Raw genomic sequence first — 16,412 nt, 5'->3', positions numbered from 1 at the left:
TCAACGCAGTCGTTGGTAAATCAGCCGCCGGTCATCGGCGGGAAAAATGCAATCTCGCGGGCGCCAGCGATGACGGTGTCGGGCCGCACATGGGTATGGTCGATGGCTGCGCGGATCACTTTCGGTGTTTCGAACGCATAGGCATATTCGTCGCCGCGCGTGCTCAGCCATCCGATCAGATCGCCGACTGTGCGCACGGCTGCTGGCGGCTCGACCGTCTCTTCGGCCTTGCCGATGCGCTCGCGCACCCAGGCGAAGTAGACGACCTTCATGCATCCTCCGCAATGAGGTGGTGAATGCCAGCCCTGAAATAGTCGTAGCCCGTGTAAATGGTGACAAGCGCGGAAATCCAGAGCAGCAACAGGCCGAGCTGTGTCGTGATCGGGATCACCTGATCGCCGGCCTCACCGGCCAGCAGGAAGCCGATGGCGACCAACTGGGCCGTCGTCTTCCACTTCGCCACCCTGGAGACCGGGACGCTGACACGGAGTGCGGCGAGATATTCACGTAGACCCGAGACCAGAATTTCGCGGCACAGGATCACGATGGCGGCCCACAGGGTCCAGCCATGGATGATGCCATCGGCCGCCAGCATCAGCAGGCAAGAGGCCACCAGCAGCTTGTCGGCGATCGGATCAAGCATCCGGCCGAAGGCCGACTGCTGATTCCAGATCCGGGCGTAATAGCCATCGAGAAAATCCGTGACCGCCGCGCCGATAAAGACGGCCAGCGCGACCCAGCGCAGCCATAGCGGGCCATCCATGATCGACTGCGAATAGATGCAGCCGACCACCACCGGAATGGCGGCAATGCGGGCCATGGTCAGGATATTTGGCAGGGACATCGCGGAATTCGCGGCCCGTCTCGTGGTCACTGTCATCCGTCTTACCAATACTGCCAGAGCGCAGAGGTCAACCGCCAGCGAAGCGGCGCGGCTTAGTTTACCGCAAAACTGCCCCAAGGCATGCGACAGCCAGATTACGTCTCGTCCATCTTTGCGGTCATCTGGCCACCGGCTGGGGGTGAAAAAAGTCGAAAATCTTGCGGGCGCTCTCCGCCGAGATGCCAGGAACCTTGCCGAGGTCGCCTACGGAGGCCCGCTCGATCTCTTTCAGCGTTCCGAAATGGTGCAGGAGTGCCCGCTTGCGGGTTGGGCCGATCCCCGGGATTTCCTGCAATCCGGCCTCGCGGATGTCCTTCTTGCGCAGTGTGCGGTGCGATCCGATGACGAACCGATGCGCCTCGTCGCGCAGCCGCTGGATGAAATACAGCACAGGATCCCGCGGCTCGAGCTTGATGGCATCGCGGCCAGCAATGAACATCGTCTCGCGGCCGGCGTCGCGATCCGGCCCCTTGGCCACCGCCATCAGGGTCACATCGGTCAGTTTCAGCTCGTCGAAGATCTCCTTGACCGCATTGAGCTGGCCGCGGCCGCCGTCGATGATGACCAGATCCGGCCAGAGCGGCACGTCATCGTCCTTCGGCTTGACCATCTCGCCCTCAACCGGCGGTGCCAGCAACCGTTTGAAGCGGCGCTGCAGCACCTCCTTCATCATCCCGTAGTCGTCGCCGGGCGTGAGCCCCTCGGACTTGATGTTGAACTTGCGGTACTGGTTCTTGATGAAGCCATCCGGCCCCGCCACGATCATGGCACCGACCGCATTGGTGCCCTGGATATGGCTATTGTCATAGACTTCGATGCGCTTCGGCACGGTGGCCATGCCCGCCATCTTCGACATGCCTTCCAGCAGACGCGTCTGCGTCGCCGTGTCGGCGAGCTTGCGGCCAAGCGCCTCGCGGGCATTGGTCAGTGCATGGACGACCAGCTCTTTCTTTTCGCCGCGCTGCGGTGTCAGCACCTCGACCTTGAAGCCTGCCTTGACGCTAAGCGCGCTGGCCAGCAGCTCGCTTTCCTCGATGGCATGCGACAGCAGCACCATCTTCGGCGGCGGCTTGTCCTCGTAGAACTGCGCCAGGAACGAGCCGAGCACTTCCTCTGGCGTGTACGACTTCTCGGCCTTGGGGAAATAGGCGCGGTTGCCCCAGTTCTGGCCGGTGCGGAAGAAGAACACCTCGACGCAGGAATAACCGCCTTCCTGATGGATGGCGAAGACATCGGCCTCTTCCACCGTGCGGGGGTTGATGCCCTGCTGCGACTGGATGGCAGACAGGGCTGCAAGACGGTCGCGATACAGCGCGGCGCGCTCGAAAGCGAGCTCGTCCGAAGCCTTCTCCATTTCGCCGGCCAATAGCTGCTTCACCGCGCGGCTGCGGCCGGACAGGAAGTCCTTCGCCTCACGCACCAGTTCGGTATAGCCGGGAAAATCGATCTCGCCGGTGCAGGGGCCAGAGCAGCGGCGGATTTGATACAGCAGACACGGGCGCGTGCGGCTCTCGAAAAAGGAATCCGTGCACGACCGCACCAGAAACGCGCGCTGCAGTGCCGTGATGGTGCGGTTGACCGCGCCCACCGACGCGAATGGACCGAAATAGCGACCGGGCCGCGACTGCGCGCCACGATGCTTCAGAATCTGGGGCGCCCAGTGATCGCCTGAGATCAGAATATACGGAAAGGACTTGTCGTCGCGCAGTTGCACGTTGAATCGCGGGCGCAGCTGCTTGATGAGATTGGCCTCGAGCAGGAGCGCCTCGGTCTCGGTCGCGGTCGAGATGATTTCCACCACCACGGTCGCCGCGATCATGCGTGCAATGCGCATCACCTGCCCGGTCGGCCTTGCATAGGACGACAACCGCTTCTTCACGTTCTTGGCCTTGCCGACATACAGCACGTCGTTGGCCGCATTCAGCATCCGGTAGACGCCGGGCGATGTCGGAGCATGGCGTACTGCATGTTCGATGGCCGCGCGGCCGAGCGCCAGCGGGCCTTCGGCGATCGCTTCGCCGAGATCGTCGTCGCCGGCATCCGGGAGCGCGCCGTCTTCCTCGTCGTCGGCCGCCGCGGGTTCCGGTTCGAGGTCGGGTGGCGCCTGCAAGGTGGACTGGGTGGCCTGCCCGGAACTAGGGCTGTCGGAACCTGGCTCTGCTGCGGGCTCGGATGATGTCTCGTGCAGCGGCTCGGTGGGGTCTTGAATCATGAGGTCAATTTAAGCGCTGTAGCGGGTCATCGCCAGCATTCGTGCGACCGGAAATGCCCTCGCAACGGCCGGTTTTCCGGCTGCTCGCGGCAGGCCACAGGATTTTGGCCGCCCGCCCGGGAAATTCGCGGATTGCCAAAAGTAAGACTCTTTTAACGCCAATACGGCGCCACAGCGGCCCGTTAAGGACCGCTTAATCTAAAACTCTCGATAAATCGTCTCGATAAAAGATGGAATTCCGTAACCCTAAGGCTTCGTTCGGCAGATCCCGAGCGCGCTCCCATGGGCCGGCAGTAACGCGTAGTTTGGAGAGTTGAGATGAGTAAGTTTGCGTTCGCGGCAGTCGCCCTCGTGGCTGCAGGTGCGACAACAGCACATGCGGCGGACATGCCTTACCGGTCGCGCGCGCCCTATACCGTCGCGCAGCCGCTCAACGCCTATAGCTGGGCCGGCCCGTATCTCGGCGCCACTCTCGGTTACGAATGGGGCAGCGTCTCCAATACCGGTGCGAAGCCCTCGGGCATCGCTGGCGGCGTGACGGGCGGCTACAACTGGCAGAGCGGCAACATCGTGTTCGGTCTCGAAGGCGATCTTCAGGGCACCGGCGCGGATGACCGCTTCGCCACGTACAAGTTCTCGAACCCCTGGTTCGGCACCGCGCGCGGCCGCATCGGCTACGCCTTCAATAACGTATTGCTCTACGGCACCGCCGGCCTCTCCTTCGGCAGCCTCGAAGCCGAGCTGAACGGCCTGCAGCAGTCCCAGACTTCGGTCGGCTGGACCGCCGGCGTCGGCGCCGAGGTCGGCATCTACCAGAACTGGACCGCCAAGATCGAATATCTCTATGTCGATCTGTCCAAGAACACCTACACGCTCACCGGCACCGACAGCGCGCTCAGCTTCGGCACTGTGCGTATCGGCGTGAACTATCACTTCTAAGTCCGGCTCCGGACGCCTCGCGTCCGGACCTCTACTCAAGTACTTCGTCTCCAGATACGCCGACTCCAAGTACAAGAAACCATCGCCATTCACTCCCGGCCGCGCTGCGGCCGGGATTTTTTTATGGCCCACTCCCAAGCTGGATCCGCCGCTATCCTGTGATGACCAGATTGACCGCTTTGGGGCCTTTGCCCTTCTTGTCGGGCTCGACCTCGAAGGTGATCCGCTGTCCTTCGATCAGGTCCTTCAGGCCAGCGCGCTCGACTGCGGTAATGTGCACAAACACGTCCCGTCCGCCATCGTCCGGCTTGATGAAGCCGTAGCCACGCTCGCCATTGAAAAACTTGACCGTACCGCTCATGCCCATCGGGTCCCTCCCCGCAATGCTCCGCCGCGGCGCTTTCGCGCTGCGACCGACCGGACATTCACTCCACGGAAGCTAGGCCTTGTTTCAATATCGATTTGGGCCACGTCACTCCGCCGCAACCATTCGCGGAAGCGGAACGTAAAGCCAGTCATAATGCCAGCAGCTTAATACGGTTCCGCCGGGATTGACTACCGTTTTTGGCGGCGCCGTTTGATAGTTGGAGTTTGCGTAGTTCAGCGCAGGCCGTGCGACGTCAGGGTTTGGCCGTCTCGAGCCGGAAGCGTCCGGCGCCGCCAAGGCCAAGCGGCTTCTCGAGCTGCGGCAGGATTTCCTTGAGCTCGGCAGCAAGCTTCCACGGCGGATTGACGATCAAAAGTCCCGTCGAGGTCAGCGGACCATCCGCCGTTTGCGGTGCAACGCTGAATTCGAGGCGCAGGCATTTACCAGGTGTAGCGGATGCAGCGGCCGTCGCGGCGACGTGCTGCGCCAGCTCATCGGTGGCGCGGCGGCTCTTGGCGGGATACCACAGCATGTAAATGCCGGTCGCCCATTTGGCATAGACCTGCTCGAACACTGCAGCCATCCGCGCGAATTCGTTCTTGTCTTCATAGGGCGGATCGATCAGCACCACGCCGCGTCGTTCCTTCGGCGGCACATAGGCCGGCAGGCCGATCCAGCCATCGATATCGACCACGCGCGCCTGCTCGTCCCTGCGCAGCGCAGAGATCAGCTTCTTGCGCGCCTGCGGCTCGACCTCGCAGCACACCATGCTGTCCTGCGGCCGCATCAAGGCGCGCGCGATCAGCGGCGAGCCGGGATAGGCCTTGAGTTCGCGCGGCGCATTGAACGACCGGACGATGTCGAGATAGGGCGCGACCAGCGGAGTACTGGCTTCGCTGAACCGCGCCTGCAGGGCGCGCGCGATGCCGGTCGTCCATTCGCCGGAGCGTGTGGCTTCATCGCCGGTCAGATCATAGAGCCCGGCGCCGGCATGACTGTCGATGACGCGGAACGGCGCCGGCTTCTCCTGCAGATGCGTCAGGATGCGGACCAGCACGATATGCTTGATGACATCGGCAAAGTTGCCGGCGTGAAAGGCGTGTCGATAATTCATGCGCCAGCAGTACGCTAGGAATGCCGGTTGAGCTAGCCGCCTCGCATCGGCGGCATCACCACCTGGTCGCGGCGGCAGGCGCGGCGATCGATCTCCTCGCAGGCGCGGAACTGGAGATCCTTGCTCATGCAGACCCGGACCTCGGTCAGGCGGTTACGATCGCAGGTCACGGCGATGGCCGAATTGCTGAGGCCCGGATTGACCTTGATGAAGGCTTCCTCGATTGCGTCCGGCGCAATCGTCTTGGCCTGCTGCAGATCGAGAAATTCGTCGGGAATTTTGATACCGGCGCGCGCCTTGCGGATGGCTTCGAAATAGGCGCGCTGGCCGAGGCCGGAGCAGGTGCCGTGCTTGTCCCATTCATTGAAGATCAGGCCGGGCGCCGGCATCAGGTCGAGCATCGACTGCATGATATTGCGTGCCAGCCGCGGGGCCGGACGCTCGCAGTAATTCGGGAAGCCGCGGTCATATTGCGGCCAGAGGCCATGAACCACGAAAGAGTAAGGCCGGCCGCCGCATTGCATCTGGGCCGAGCGGTTGTTGCCGCCGCGCTCCTGGGCCGCCTCGCAGAAACTCGGCGACCACGACAGCGACAATACGTAAAAATCGAATTCGCCCGGCGCGTTCTGCCGGCGGTCCTGTGCTGAGGCCGGATCGACGCTCAGCGCCGCGAGCGCGAGAAACCCAAGCGAAATGACAAGTCGAAATGCCTGAAACATGACGCGCCCCACCCCTGAGAAGGGCAAACCTAATCAGGCATCAAGAACAATTCAAGAACAAAATGGGTTGGATCCGCAAACGAAGCTTAGTGCTTCGCCGCCCGGCAACGCGGGTTATAGGCCCAGTCGCGGTCGAGACCGACGACGCACCATTCCACGCCCTGGCCGTAGCCGGCAAAGCCGCCATCCTCGATGATCGAGTAATGCACCTGGCGCGTCTTGCCATCGGTCAGCATCGCGTCGGCGGTGCAGTAGCGGCGCGGGATGTTGTCGGAGGTCCAAGGGCGGAAGGCCGTCTCGTGGACTCGGCTGAAGCCGGTAATCTGCAGCGCCGAATTCCAGAAGGTGCTTTCCTTGTCCTGGAACTGCGACGAAATCGTCGAGAGACCAGCTTCGCAATCCGCCAGACGGCCCTCGTAGTTCGGCCCGGACAGCCAGAAGTTCAGCTCGAGCAGGTTCGCAGCCTGTGCGCCCGGAGCCAGGGTCATAAGCCCGAGAACGGCGCCGGTAACGGCAGCCAGGACGGCTTTCTTCCAGGATGAAATGAGGTCGCGCATGGGGAATCCGCCGTCTGATGATTGTTCCCGGAACGTGCCGCGAAGCCCGTGCAGGGTCAAGTGCATCGCGGCCACACCCAGCGCACAACTCTGTCAGAACCCGGACGGCGTTCTTTTCAGCGTCGCCGATGCCCTCTAAGGTGCCCATAACGATGGAGACGGTGATGCGAATGATTCGGTTGGCGATTTTGGCTGCAGGTCTGAGCGGTGCGATCATGAGCAGCGCGGCCAAGGCCGACTGGGTGCCTCCATTCAAGGGCAATGACACCGGCGGCATCATCTCCACATCCCTGATCAGCCAGACCGACATTCGCGCCCTGGCGATCGATCATTGCGCGCGTTACGGCAAGGTCGTGAAGTTCCTGAGCGCCCCGCAGGAATATGGCGCCTACGTCTCGTTCGCCTGCCGCTGGGTGCCCTATGGCGCCTCGGATCGGCCGCTCCGCGTTCGCTACTGAACCTTTTCACGCGACACAGCGTCTCATCGGCTTGGGGAGAACCAAGCATGATGCGACGCTGTGTTTCACTGTTGAATATTTCCGTTTTGAGCGCGGCTGCGATGTTGTGGGCAATACCCGCCATCGCCGATCCCATCGAGTTGCCGGCGCGCAAGGCCGGGCTCTGGGAAATGAAGATGCAGGGCAGCGCCGGGATGCCCGGCATGACGATGCAGCACTGCACTGACGAGTCCACCGACAAGTCCATGAACACGACCTTCTCGCCAATGGCGAAGGACATGTGTTCGAAGAACGAGATGAAGAAGACCGCGACGGGCTATGTCACGGATTCGGTCTGCAATATCGGCGGCACCACCAGCACGTCGCATGCCGAGATCACCGGCGATTTCAACTCTGCCTATACGATGAAGATCACGTCGCAGAGCTCGAGCGGCGCCAAGGCTAATACTGGCGACAGCACCACACAGCTGGAAGCCAAATGGCTCGGCGCCTGCAAGCCGGACCAGAAGCCCGGTGACATCATGATGCCCGGCGGCATGAAGATGAATGTCAAAGACATGGAGAAGATGAAGGGCATGCACCGGCCGCAATAGAGCCGCGCGCCCGCTGACTGGATGTTTCCCACCGTTGTGTTCCCCGCTATAGATGATGCTAATCATCCCAATGGCGCGTTACGACGCCGGCGACAGGAAACATCAGGAACACGCAATGACCGAATTCACCGCATTGATGTCGTCCATGACGCGCTCCGGCGACGGCTGGGCCGTCAGCGTCAGCGACGACTGGCTACAGGGCCGTACCGTCTATGGCGGTCTGGCAGCGGCACTGTGCATGCAGGCTGCGCTCAATGAATTCGGCGCCGTGCCGCCGCTTCGCTCGGCGCAGATCGCCTTCATCGGCCCGGCCCCCGGTCCATTGCATTTGCGCGCCAGCGTTCTGCGCAAGGGCAAATCGACCTTGTTCGCCAGCGTCGATCTTATCGGCGAAGCAGGCCTCGCGACCCGCGCCATGTTCTGCTTCGGCGCCGCGCGTGAATCGGCTTTTGCCCATGTGGTGACCGGAACGCCGGAACTGAAAGCACCGGAGGACTGCCCGGACTTCTTTCACCGTGCGCCGCCGACGCTGCGTTTCCTGGAGCATATCGAAGGCCGGCATATGGGGGGCTCGACGCCGTTCAGCGGCAGCGAAGATCCGCAGATGATGCTGTGGCTGCGCCACCGCGAGCCCGGCATCCAGCCATCGCTGGTGGCGTTGCTGGCCTTGGCCGACGCGCCGCCGCCGGCAGCTTCCGTTCGATCCACAACGCCCTCGCCGATCAGCACGATGACCTGGTCGATCGACATGCTCACCGACGAGATCACCACCGATGACGGCTGGTGGCTGATCCGCAATGTCGCCGAGCAGATCGCCGGCGGTTATTCCAGCCAGGCGATGACGCTGTGGAATCGAAACGGCCGGCCCATCATGGCCAGCCGTCAGAATATCGCAGTGTTTGGATAGACGCTTACTTCTTCGCGGCGGCGGCGCGCTCGACGAAGGTCTGGCCACCCTTCATCTTGTTGTTGAGCGGCGCTTCGTTGATCTGGATGACGACGGCGTCGGCGGTCACGCCGAGATTCTTCACCAGCGCCTGGGTGATGTCGAGCATCATGCCCTTCTTCTGCTCGTCGGTGCGGCCGGCCGCCAGATTGATCGTGATCTCAGGCATTGATGTCTCCCATTGCTCTACCAATTGTTGGCGCGTGATTAATTCCACTTCACGCCGTGCTTGTCGAGAATCTTGCGGACCGCGCTTACGAGATCGTTTTCCGCGATTTTGGTCTGCGCCTCTGCCTGCTTCTGCAGATAGGCGTCACGATCGCCTTCCAGATCCGACAGTCCGGCACCGAGGATCAGATCCTTCAGCATCACTTCACCGGTCGCCTTTTCGTCGGAGCCTTGAATGATCACACAGGGTGAATTGCGCCGGTCGGCATATTTCAGCTGGTTGCCCATGCTCTTGGGATTGCCGAGATAGAGTTCGGCGCGAATGCCGGCATTGCGCAGGCTCGCAACCATCTTCTGATAATCAGCGACACGGTCGCGATCGAACACGGTCACAACCACCGGGCCGAAATCCGGTGTGGTATCGATCTTGCCGAGCAACGTCAGCGCCGCCTGCAGACGCGAAACGCCGATCGAGAAGCCGGTGGCCGGCACCGGCTCGCCGCGGAAGCGCGAGACGAGACCATCGTAACGACCACCGCCACCGACGGAGCCGAAGCGAACGGGACGGCCCTTTTCGTCTTTGGTTTCGAGCGTGAGTTCAACTTCGTAAACGGGGCCGGTATAGTATTCGAGGCCGCGCACGACAGACGGATCGATCTTGATGCGATCGGTTTGATAGCCCGCCGCAGTGATCAGCTTTTCGATCTCGGCAAGCTCGGCGCGTCCCTGCTTGTATGCATCGGAGCTATCGAGCTTCGCAGTCGGCTCGCTCGCTGCGTCGAGACTGCGCAGTACTGTCTCAGAATCGTCCGGCGAGAGTCCCGCCCCCTTAGTGAAATCGCCCTTGCCTTCCTCGCCGCCATCCCAGCGGCCGGGGCCGAGCAGCTTCTTGATCTCGTCGACCGGAAACTTGTCCATCTTATCGATGGCGCGCAGCACCGTGAGGCGACGTCCGACGTTCTCGTCGCCGCCGAGGCCGATGCTCTCCATCACCCCGTCGAGCACCTTGCGGTTGTTGACGCGCACCACATAGTTGCCCCGCGGAATGCCGAGCGCTTCCATCGCATCGGCCGCCATCATGCACATTTCGGCATCCGCCGCCGGCGAGCCGGAGCCCACGGTGTCGGCGTCGAACTGCATGAACTGGCGGAAGCGGCCGGGGCCTGGCTTCTCGTTGCGATAGACGTAACCTGCACGGTAGCTGCGATACGGCTTCGGCAGCGCGTCCCAATGCTCGGCGACGTAGCGCGCCAATGGCGCGGTCAGGTCGTAGCGCAGCGAGATCCACTGCTCGTCATCGTCCTGAAACGAGAACACGCCTTCATTGGGCCGGTCCTGATCGGGCAGGAACTTGCCGAGCGCATCGGTGAATTCCATGGTCGGGGTCTCGACCGGCTCGAAGCCGTAGCGCTCATAGACCTCGCGGATGGTGTCGGTCATCCGCCGGGTCGCGGCGATATCGGCCGGTCCGCGGTCGCCAAGGCCGCGCGGCAGGCGCGCGCGCAGTTTCTGGGGTTTTTTGGGCTTTTCAGACTTTTCGCTCATAGCGGCGTGGTACCAGCGCAGGCAGGAACCGGCAAGCGTTCGGCCCCGCGATCACCTGAGGTTGGCCATGCGCAACGCCACAAGGTTCGCCACGGCGGAACCTTCGTCATGCCTCCCCGTTCAATTTTAAATGCCGGTCGCCGCAAACATTCCGAATTTGGCCGGCGCAGAACGAGGCTTTCAATATGCCACCGCTCGCAAGCGCCCTGCTACAAACAGGGCTGGCGCTCAAGCTCAATCAGGTCAAGCGCGCCACGTCGTCCTATGTCCGTGACCGCAGTGAGCAGACCCAGGGCATCGCGGTCTCTTATGCGGTCGCTGCCGGACTTTATGCTGCCGCAGGCGTCTTTCTGATCGCCACCTTGCTGGTGGGCGCCACCGCGCTGTTTCGCTGGATCGAACTGCGCTACGGGCTGTTTCAGGCCTTTGGCGCAACCGGTGCACTACTGCTGGTGCTCGCTGCGCTCTTCGCCATCCTCGCGGCGAGTCGCTTGAAGCGCCCCACGAAACAGTTTCCGAGTCTGGGCAGCCGACTGCGCGTCGCGATCAATGCGAGCCCCGGCAAGCATGAGCAGGTCACGTCGGCCGCACCGCATCGCGCACCCGCGCCGAACGAATTCAGGCCGAGCACACGCTCCGCACAGCCCCCGCAGAGCAGCGGCCCGGTGAAAGCCGGACTGGTGCTCGCCGCGACGCTTGCCGGCTGGGCCTTTGCGAGGCGCCGCAGCCTTGCGCAGCCGGCCCCTGCCCGCAGACCCGCGAGCAAAGCGAAGGCCTGATGGCCGTCCGCCGATCCGACACGGACAGTCTGCTGCTGGTCGCAGCGACGACCTTCGCCGTGCTCGCGTTGCAGAGCTTTTTCTCGGCGCGCACCGCAGAGAGGTCCGTTGTCGATGAGCCGCAACCGATCGGCGACACCGACGTCCCGCCACCACAGACATTCACCCGCGAACTCGCCCAGTCCGGACGCGGCCGCCATTCGTCCAGCCCGCTGCAGATTCCATGGAGGGGCTGGAAGGACGTGCTGTGGCGCACCTACGAACAGATCAACGAGGACCGGCTGCTGGCGATTGCGGCCGGCGTCGTATTCTTCGGCCTGCTCGCCGTGTTTCCGGCCATCACCGCACTGGTCTCCTGCTACGGGCTGTTCGCCGATGCCTCGACGATCTCCGACAATCTGCAGACGCTGGCGCTGATGCTGCCGGATGGCTCGTTCCAGATCGTGCAGGACCAGATCGCGCGCGTGCTCGCCAACGGGCAGGCCAAACTCGGCCTCACCTTCCTGTTCGGCCTTATGCTGGCGCTGTGGAGCGCCAATGCCGGCGTGAAGGCCGTGATCGACGCGCTCAATGTCGTCTATGGCGAGCGCGAGAAGCGCAGCTTCATCAAGCTCAATATGCTCTCGCTCGCTTTCACCACCGGCGCCATTGCCGCGCTCCTTCTCATGGTGAGCGCCGTCGTTGCGCTGCCGCTGACACTGGACCGGATCGGTCTCGCCACCGACAGCAAGACGATCATCAGCCTCTCCCGCTGGCCACTTCTGCTGCTCGTGGTCGTGCTGGCGCTCGGCATTCTCTACCGCTTTGGTCCGAGCCGCCCCGGCGCGCGCTGGGAATGGCTCAGCATCGGCACCCTCGTCGCCGCCTTGCTCTGGCTCGCCGGCTCAGCGCTGCTGTCCTGGTACCTGTCCAATTTCGGCAATTACAGCGCCACTTACGGCTCGCTCGGCGCCGCCATCGGCCTGATGATGTGGATGTGGATGTCCGCGATCATCGTTCTGTGCGGGGCCGAACTGAATTCCGAGATCGAGCACCAGACCGCCGTGGATACCACCGTCGGACCGGGACGACCGATGGGCGCACGTGGCGCCGCCATGGCCGATACGCTCGGCCGCGCCAGCGCCTGAGGTGCAAAAGCACCGGTGGGCAAGTTCTCCCAGCCCTGCTTTCCGAATCAACAATAATGCTAAGGTTGGCCGGGTACTTAGCGCCGGGAGCGCTCGCGGCCGGACCTTTGTCGTGCCGTGCAGGAGTTTGGATTTGAGGATGTTGCGCGCGTTATGATCCGCATCTCCACGATTTTTGTCGGCATTTGCATGGTGCTGGTCTCAGCTTCGCTTGGCCTGGTGCTGTATGCGATCGCCGGCATCAGTGGCTACGAATCGGCCATCGTCGCACTGACAGCGCTGACCGTGATGATCCTCTACAACGCCGTGTCGATGCGCATCAAAGACCGCGCCGAATCCACTGGCCAGATCACCGATCTCTCGCGCGGCACCGCCGACCTTGCCCGGCAGGTTGCCGAATTCGGCCGCCGCCTCGCCGTGGTCGAAAGCAAGATCGCATCCGCCGGCACAGCCAACCAGGACCGTATCCAGACCGTCGCCGGCGAGATCGGCGAATTGGGCGCGCTGGTGAAGCAACTCGCCACATCGGTCGCCACCCACGAAGACATGCTGACAGCGATGCCTGCGCCGGCGACTGTTTCGGCGGCGATCGCGCCGCCATCGCCGCCGGTCAAACCCGTGACCGCTGGCGATGTGCCGCTCGCCGTCGAGGTCGCCGAAGACACCGTGACACCGACGGCACCTGCGATCATCGTCAGGCCGGAGGCAACGCCGGCGCGCGATAATGCGCAGTTCACCGCCATGGTGAAGGATGCAATCGCCGACAACCGCATCGACATCTATCTGCAGCCGATGGTTACGCTGCCGCAGCGCAAGGTGCGCTTCTACGAGGCGATGACGCGGCTGCGCGACGACAAGGATCAGGTGATCACCGCCGACGAGTTCATCGGTCCCGCAGAAGCCGCGGGCCTGATGGGCCAGATCGACCACATCGTGCTGCTGCGCTGCATGCAGGTGCTGCGCCGCCTGATGGTGCGCAACAAGGATGTCGGCGTGTTCTGCAACATGGCTGGCGCGACCCTGTCGAATGCCGAGACCTTCGCGCAATGCATCGACTTCCTCGAAGCCAATCGCGCACTGGCGCCGTCCTTCGTGCTGGAATTCAAGCAGAACGTGTTCCGCAATCTCGGCCCGATCGAGAGCGAGCATCTCGCCGCCCTCGCCCAGCGCGGCTACCGCTTCTCCATCGATCACGTCACGGATTTGCGGATCGAACCCCGCGACCTCGCCGATCGCGGCGTGCGCTTTATCAAGGTACCGGCAGCACTCCTGCTCGACCCCAAGCAGACGTCGAATTCCGACATTCATCCCGCCGATCTCTCCGACCTGCTCGGCCGGTTCGGAATCGATCTGATCGCCGAGCGAATCGAGGGCGAACGGGCCGTGGTCGACCTGCTCGACTTCGACGTCCGGTTCGGGCAAGGCTTCCTGTTCGCGGCGCCCCGCCCGCTCCGGCCGGAAACGCCGGCCAATGGCGGTGCGCCAAATCCCGCTATCAAGGAACCCGCCAGGGCATCTACGGACCCCAATGGCCCATTGAGATCCGCCCCAACCACGCCTCCGCGGCCTGAGCCGCCGCGCTCCACCGGCAATGCCGCGCTGGCACGCCGCGCCACCGGCCCGAACTGAACGGCCCTCAATCCAATGACCACACTACGTTTCGCCGAGCGCTTGCGCGACCTCACCGGACATGTCGACGTCGTCCTCAGCGACATCTGGGGCGTCGTCCATAACGGCCTCGAATCTTTCCCCGAAGCCTGCGAGGCGTTGCATACGTTTCGCGCCAAGGGCGGCACGGTGATCATGATCACCAATGCGCCGCGCCCCGCCGACTCCGTGCAGCGGCAGCTCCGGAAGCTCGGCGTCGCTGACGACACCTATGACGCCATTGTCTCGTCCGGCGACCTCACGCGCAATTTCGTCGCGGGCCGGCCGGGTCAGGCGATGTATCTGATCGGACCGGATCGCGACAGTTCGATTCATCGCGGCCTCGATGTGAAGCTCACCCAGCTCGAACAGGCCGACTACATCGTCTGCAGCGGATTGTTCGACGACGAGACCGAATCCGCCGACGACTATCGCGACATGATGAGCCAAGCGCTGGCGCGCAAGCTGACGCTCGTATGCGCCAATCCCGACATCATCGTCGAGCGCGGCGACCGCTTGATCTATTGCGCTGGCGCGGTCGCTGAACTCTATCGCGAGATGGGCGGCGAGGTGATCTTCTACGGCAAGCCGCATCGGCCGATCTACGATCAGGCCATGGCGCTGGCCAAGGCGAAGCGCGGCAAGGACACGGCGCTGGATCGCGTGCTGGCGATCGGCGATTCCGTGCGCACCGACCTCACCGGCGCGCATGCCTATGGCATCGACCTGCTGTTCGTCACCCGCGGCATCCATGCTGGCGACTTCGAAGGCATCGAACAGATGGGCGCCGCGGAAGTGAAGGAACTGTTCGGCCATCCACCGAAAGCGCTGATGCGCGAATTGAAGTGGTGAGCTGAAACATAGAATGGGATGACGCTCTCGGTCGTCATGGCCGGACAGCGCGAAGCGCGCTTCGCAATAATCCCAGGCCTCTCCCCACGTCATGGCCGGGCTTGACCCGGCCATCCACCTTGTCTTGTGCGACGGTGTGCGGGCCAAGCTGGATCCCCGGGTCAAGCCCGGGGATGACACCTGCGGGTGCGGCGCGTCCACGTCGCGCCATCGCAGATTCAACTGTCAAACAGCCACTGCGCTTCAGACATGCGTCATCGCCCCCATTGTTTGCGGCGCGGGGGCGCCGTCGTTGCTTGCATTCCCTGCCCCTGTGAGAGGGCGTGCGGAACGCCAGGTGCCCGTTGCACCCGTGGGCCTGATGCGAATGCGGTCTTCCGCAATTGAGAGTGCATCAGGGCTTTCGGAGGCGCCGAGCAAGTGCCCGACGTTCCGCCTGCGGTGTTTTTTCGGTTGCTTGCACATCTGCCATGGCGAACGGTCCCATCACCAAAATTAATGTCCCAGGGCGGAGGGACAGGGTAGCCGCAAAGCACTTGGCCGAACGCGTTTCGATTTGGTCGTCCGTCACACTGTCCAGGGATCTTTCCATCTCAAGGTCGGCCGTGTCCTTGCCAGTGGCAGTGCTGGCGCAGATCCGTCCTGCCCGAAGACAGACGTTCCCCCATGAACCGCGTGACGCCGCATCTCCGGCGTCCACCGCATCCCACCCCGCGAACGTGACGATCGCGATCGCCCCTCTCGGCGGGGCAGGACGGAGGGGAATATAGTCCATGCAGGGATATTGTCAACGATAAATAGGAAAAAATGTTTGGGCTTTGTCTAGCCGCCCCATATTGTCATTCCGGGGCGTGGTCGGCTCTTGCCGGACGCGAACCCGGAATCCCGGCGTGTTTTGCGCTGAACATGTCGGGATTCCGGGTTCGCACTGCAGCGGCTTAGCCGCCTTCGTGCGCCCCGGAATGACAACGCGGACGCACTCAAAAAACAAAATGCCCGGCGAGAAGCCGGGCATTGCGAAACTCGAAAGCTCTGAGCGAAGCTGCGCGGCTTACGCCGGCACGGTGTCCGGGAACACGGCTTCGATCTTGGTCTTCAGCGTCGCCGCGTTGAACGGCTTGACGATGTAGTTGTTCACGCCGGCCTTCTTGGCGGCAATCACGTTCTCGGTCTTGGATTCTGCCGTGATCATGATGAAAGGGGTCTGCGACAGGTTGGGATCGGCGCGGACTTCCTTGAGCAGGTCGTAGCCCGTCATCGGCTCCATGTTCCAGTCGGAAATCACCAGGCCATACTTCTTGGTGCGCATCTTTTCCAGCGCCATCGAACCATCGCTGGCATCGTCGATGTGTTCGAAACCAAGCTGCTTCAGAAGATTGCGAATGATGCGGATCATGGTGTTGTAATCGTCCACCACCAGCACCGTCATCGACAAATCAACCGCCATCTTCATTCCCCCTGAGGCACGATACGCAAATGCAAAAAATGATATTTGCCGTCAGGCAA

The 16,412-nt window shown here is 62.7% G+C and carries 18 protein-coding genes; 8 read left to right on the top strand and 10 right to left on the bottom strand.

Translation table 11 applies throughout. From position 1 onward, the window contains the following. Positions 1-20: 20 nt before the first annotated feature. The 3 genes from moaD to uvrC all read right to left on the bottom strand — a co-directional run bounded on the left by moaD (position 21) and on the right by uvrC (position 3,095). Complete coding sequence (gene moaD, locus AB8B02_RS01555) at positions 21-272, bottom strand: molybdopterin converting factor subunit 1 (RefSeq protein WP_068731149.1); 252 nt, start codon at positions 270-272, stop codon at positions 21-23. Continuing rightward, positions 269-880: a CDP-diacylglycerol--glycerol-3-phosphate 3-phosphatidyltransferase gene (gene pgsA / locus AB8B02_RS01550; protein ID WP_309947229.1), complete on the bottom strand. Its 612-nt coding sequence runs from the start codon at positions 878-880 to the stop codon at positions 269-271. Before pgsA ends, moaD begins: the two co-directional genes overlap by 4 nt. Before the next feature lie 121 nt (positions 881-1,001). Continuing rightward, the gene (uvrC, locus tag AB8B02_RS01545) at positions 1,002-3,095 is read right to left on the bottom strand and encodes an excinuclease ABC subunit UvrC (protein WP_439062929.1); all 2,094 of its coding nucleotides are present in this window, start codon (positions 3,093-3,095) and stop codon (positions 1,002-1,004) included. Between the two features lie 318 nt (positions 3,096-3,413). Here uvrC and AB8B02_RS01540 point away from each other — a divergent pair, with 318 nt between their 5' ends. After that, positions 3,414-4,034 (top strand): outer membrane protein, encoded by a 621-nt coding sequence (locus AB8B02_RS01540; RefSeq protein WP_068731146.1) that lies wholly within the window; start codon positions 3,414-3,416, stop codon positions 4,032-4,034. A 151-nt stretch (positions 4,035-4,185) separates the two neighbouring features. Here AB8B02_RS01540 and AB8B02_RS01535 read toward each other — a convergent pair whose 3' ends face one another. From AB8B02_RS01535 to AB8B02_RS01520, 4 genes are all read right to left on the bottom strand, one after another. Further along, a complete protein-coding gene (locus AB8B02_RS01535) occupies positions 4,186-4,401 on the bottom strand; it encodes a cold-shock protein (protein WP_068731145.1) in 216 nt (71 codons plus the stop codon). A 253-nt stretch (positions 4,402-4,654) separates the two neighbouring features. Further along, positions 4,655-5,515, bottom strand: coding sequence for a 23S rRNA (adenine(2030)-N(6))-methyltransferase RlmJ (locus tag AB8B02_RS01530; RefSeq protein ID WP_439062928.1), 861 nt, complete (start codon positions 5,513-5,515; stop codon positions 4,655-4,657). Between the two features lie 32 nt (positions 5,516-5,547). Continuing rightward, the gene (locus AB8B02_RS01525; RefSeq protein ID WP_439062927.1) at positions 5,548-6,234 is read right to left on the bottom strand and encodes a ribonuclease T2 family protein; all 687 of its coding nucleotides are present in this window, start codon (positions 6,232-6,234) and stop codon (positions 5,548-5,550) included. 86 nt (positions 6,235-6,320) lie between these two features. Beyond that, a complete protein-coding gene (locus tag AB8B02_RS01520; protein WP_089261833.1) occupies positions 6,321-6,791 on the bottom strand; it encodes a hypothetical protein in 471 nt (156 codons plus the stop codon). A 164-nt stretch (positions 6,792-6,955) separates the two neighbouring features. Between AB8B02_RS01520 and AB8B02_RS01515 the strand changes: the two genes are divergently transcribed. From AB8B02_RS01515 to AB8B02_RS01505, 3 genes are all read left to right on the top strand, one after another. Further along, positions 6,956-7,249 carry a hypothetical protein gene (locus tag AB8B02_RS01515; protein ID WP_068731365.1) on the top strand — a complete coding sequence of 98 codons (294 nt, stop codon included), beginning with the start codon at positions 6,956-6,958 and terminating at the stop codon, positions 7,247-7,249. A gap of 47 nt (positions 7,250-7,296) precedes the next feature. Further along, positions 7,297-7,842: a DUF3617 domain-containing protein gene (locus tag AB8B02_RS01510; RefSeq protein WP_439062926.1), complete on the top strand. Its 546-nt coding sequence runs from the start codon at positions 7,297-7,299 to the stop codon at positions 7,840-7,842. Between the two features lie 115 nt (positions 7,843-7,957). Next, positions 7,958-8,749: a thioesterase family protein gene (locus tag AB8B02_RS01505; RefSeq protein ID WP_439062925.1), complete on the top strand. Its 792-nt coding sequence runs from the start codon at positions 7,958-7,960 to the stop codon at positions 8,747-8,749. 4 nt (positions 8,750-8,753) lie between these two features. On the opposite strand, the gene AB8B02_RS01500 is transcribed toward AB8B02_RS01505, so the two are convergent. Further along, entirely contained in the window at positions 8,754-8,957 is a 204-nt protein-coding gene (locus AB8B02_RS01500) for a tautomerase family protein (RefSeq protein WP_068731140.1), read from the bottom strand. Positions 8,958-8,995: 38 nt separating this feature from the next. Continuing rightward, positions 8,996-10,501: a histidine--tRNA ligase gene (hisS, locus tag AB8B02_RS01495; RefSeq protein WP_439062924.1), complete on the bottom strand. Its 1,506-nt coding sequence runs from the start codon at positions 10,499-10,501 to the stop codon at positions 8,996-8,998. 185 nt (positions 10,502-10,686) lie between these two features. Between hisS and AB8B02_RS01490 the strand changes: the two genes are divergently transcribed. The 4 genes from AB8B02_RS01490 to AB8B02_RS01475 all read left to right on the top strand — a co-directional run bounded on the left by AB8B02_RS01490 (position 10,687) and on the right by AB8B02_RS01475 (position 14,906). Beyond that, positions 10,687-11,280: a phage holin family protein gene (locus AB8B02_RS01490; protein ID WP_439062923.1), complete on the top strand. Its 594-nt coding sequence runs from the start codon at positions 10,687-10,689 to the stop codon at positions 11,278-11,280. Then, positions 11,280-12,407 (top strand): YihY/virulence factor BrkB family protein, encoded by a 1,128-nt coding sequence (locus tag AB8B02_RS01485; protein ID WP_439062922.1) that lies wholly within the window; start codon positions 11,280-11,282, stop codon positions 12,405-12,407. Before AB8B02_RS01490 ends, AB8B02_RS01485 begins: the two co-directional genes overlap by 1 nt. Positions 12,408-12,560: 153 nt before the next feature. Beyond that, a complete protein-coding gene (locus AB8B02_RS01480) occupies positions 12,561-14,036 on the top strand; it encodes an EAL domain-containing protein (protein WP_439062921.1) in 1,476 nt (491 codons plus the stop codon). Between the two features lie 15 nt (positions 14,037-14,051). Then, positions 14,052-14,906 carry a TIGR01459 family HAD-type hydrolase gene (locus AB8B02_RS01475; protein ID WP_439062920.1) on the top strand — a complete coding sequence of 285 codons (855 nt, stop codon included), beginning with the start codon at positions 14,052-14,054 and terminating at the stop codon, positions 14,904-14,906. Positions 14,907-15,957: 1,051 nt separating this feature from the next. Here the strand turns inward: AB8B02_RS01475 and AB8B02_RS01470 are convergent. Next, the gene (locus AB8B02_RS01470; RefSeq protein ID WP_089263591.1) at positions 15,958-16,353 is read right to left on the bottom strand and encodes a response regulator; all 396 of its coding nucleotides are present in this window, start codon (positions 16,351-16,353) and stop codon (positions 15,958-15,960) included. Between the last annotated feature and the right edge of the window lie 59 nt (positions 16,354-16,412).

It is taken from the genome of Tardiphaga sp. 862_B3_N4_1, assembly GCF_051811085.1.
Taxonomy (GTDB): domain Bacteria; phylum Pseudomonadota; class Alphaproteobacteria; order Rhizobiales; family Xanthobacteraceae; genus Tardiphaga; species Tardiphaga robiniae.
This window is presented reverse-complemented; position numbering and strand designations above follow the sequence as displayed.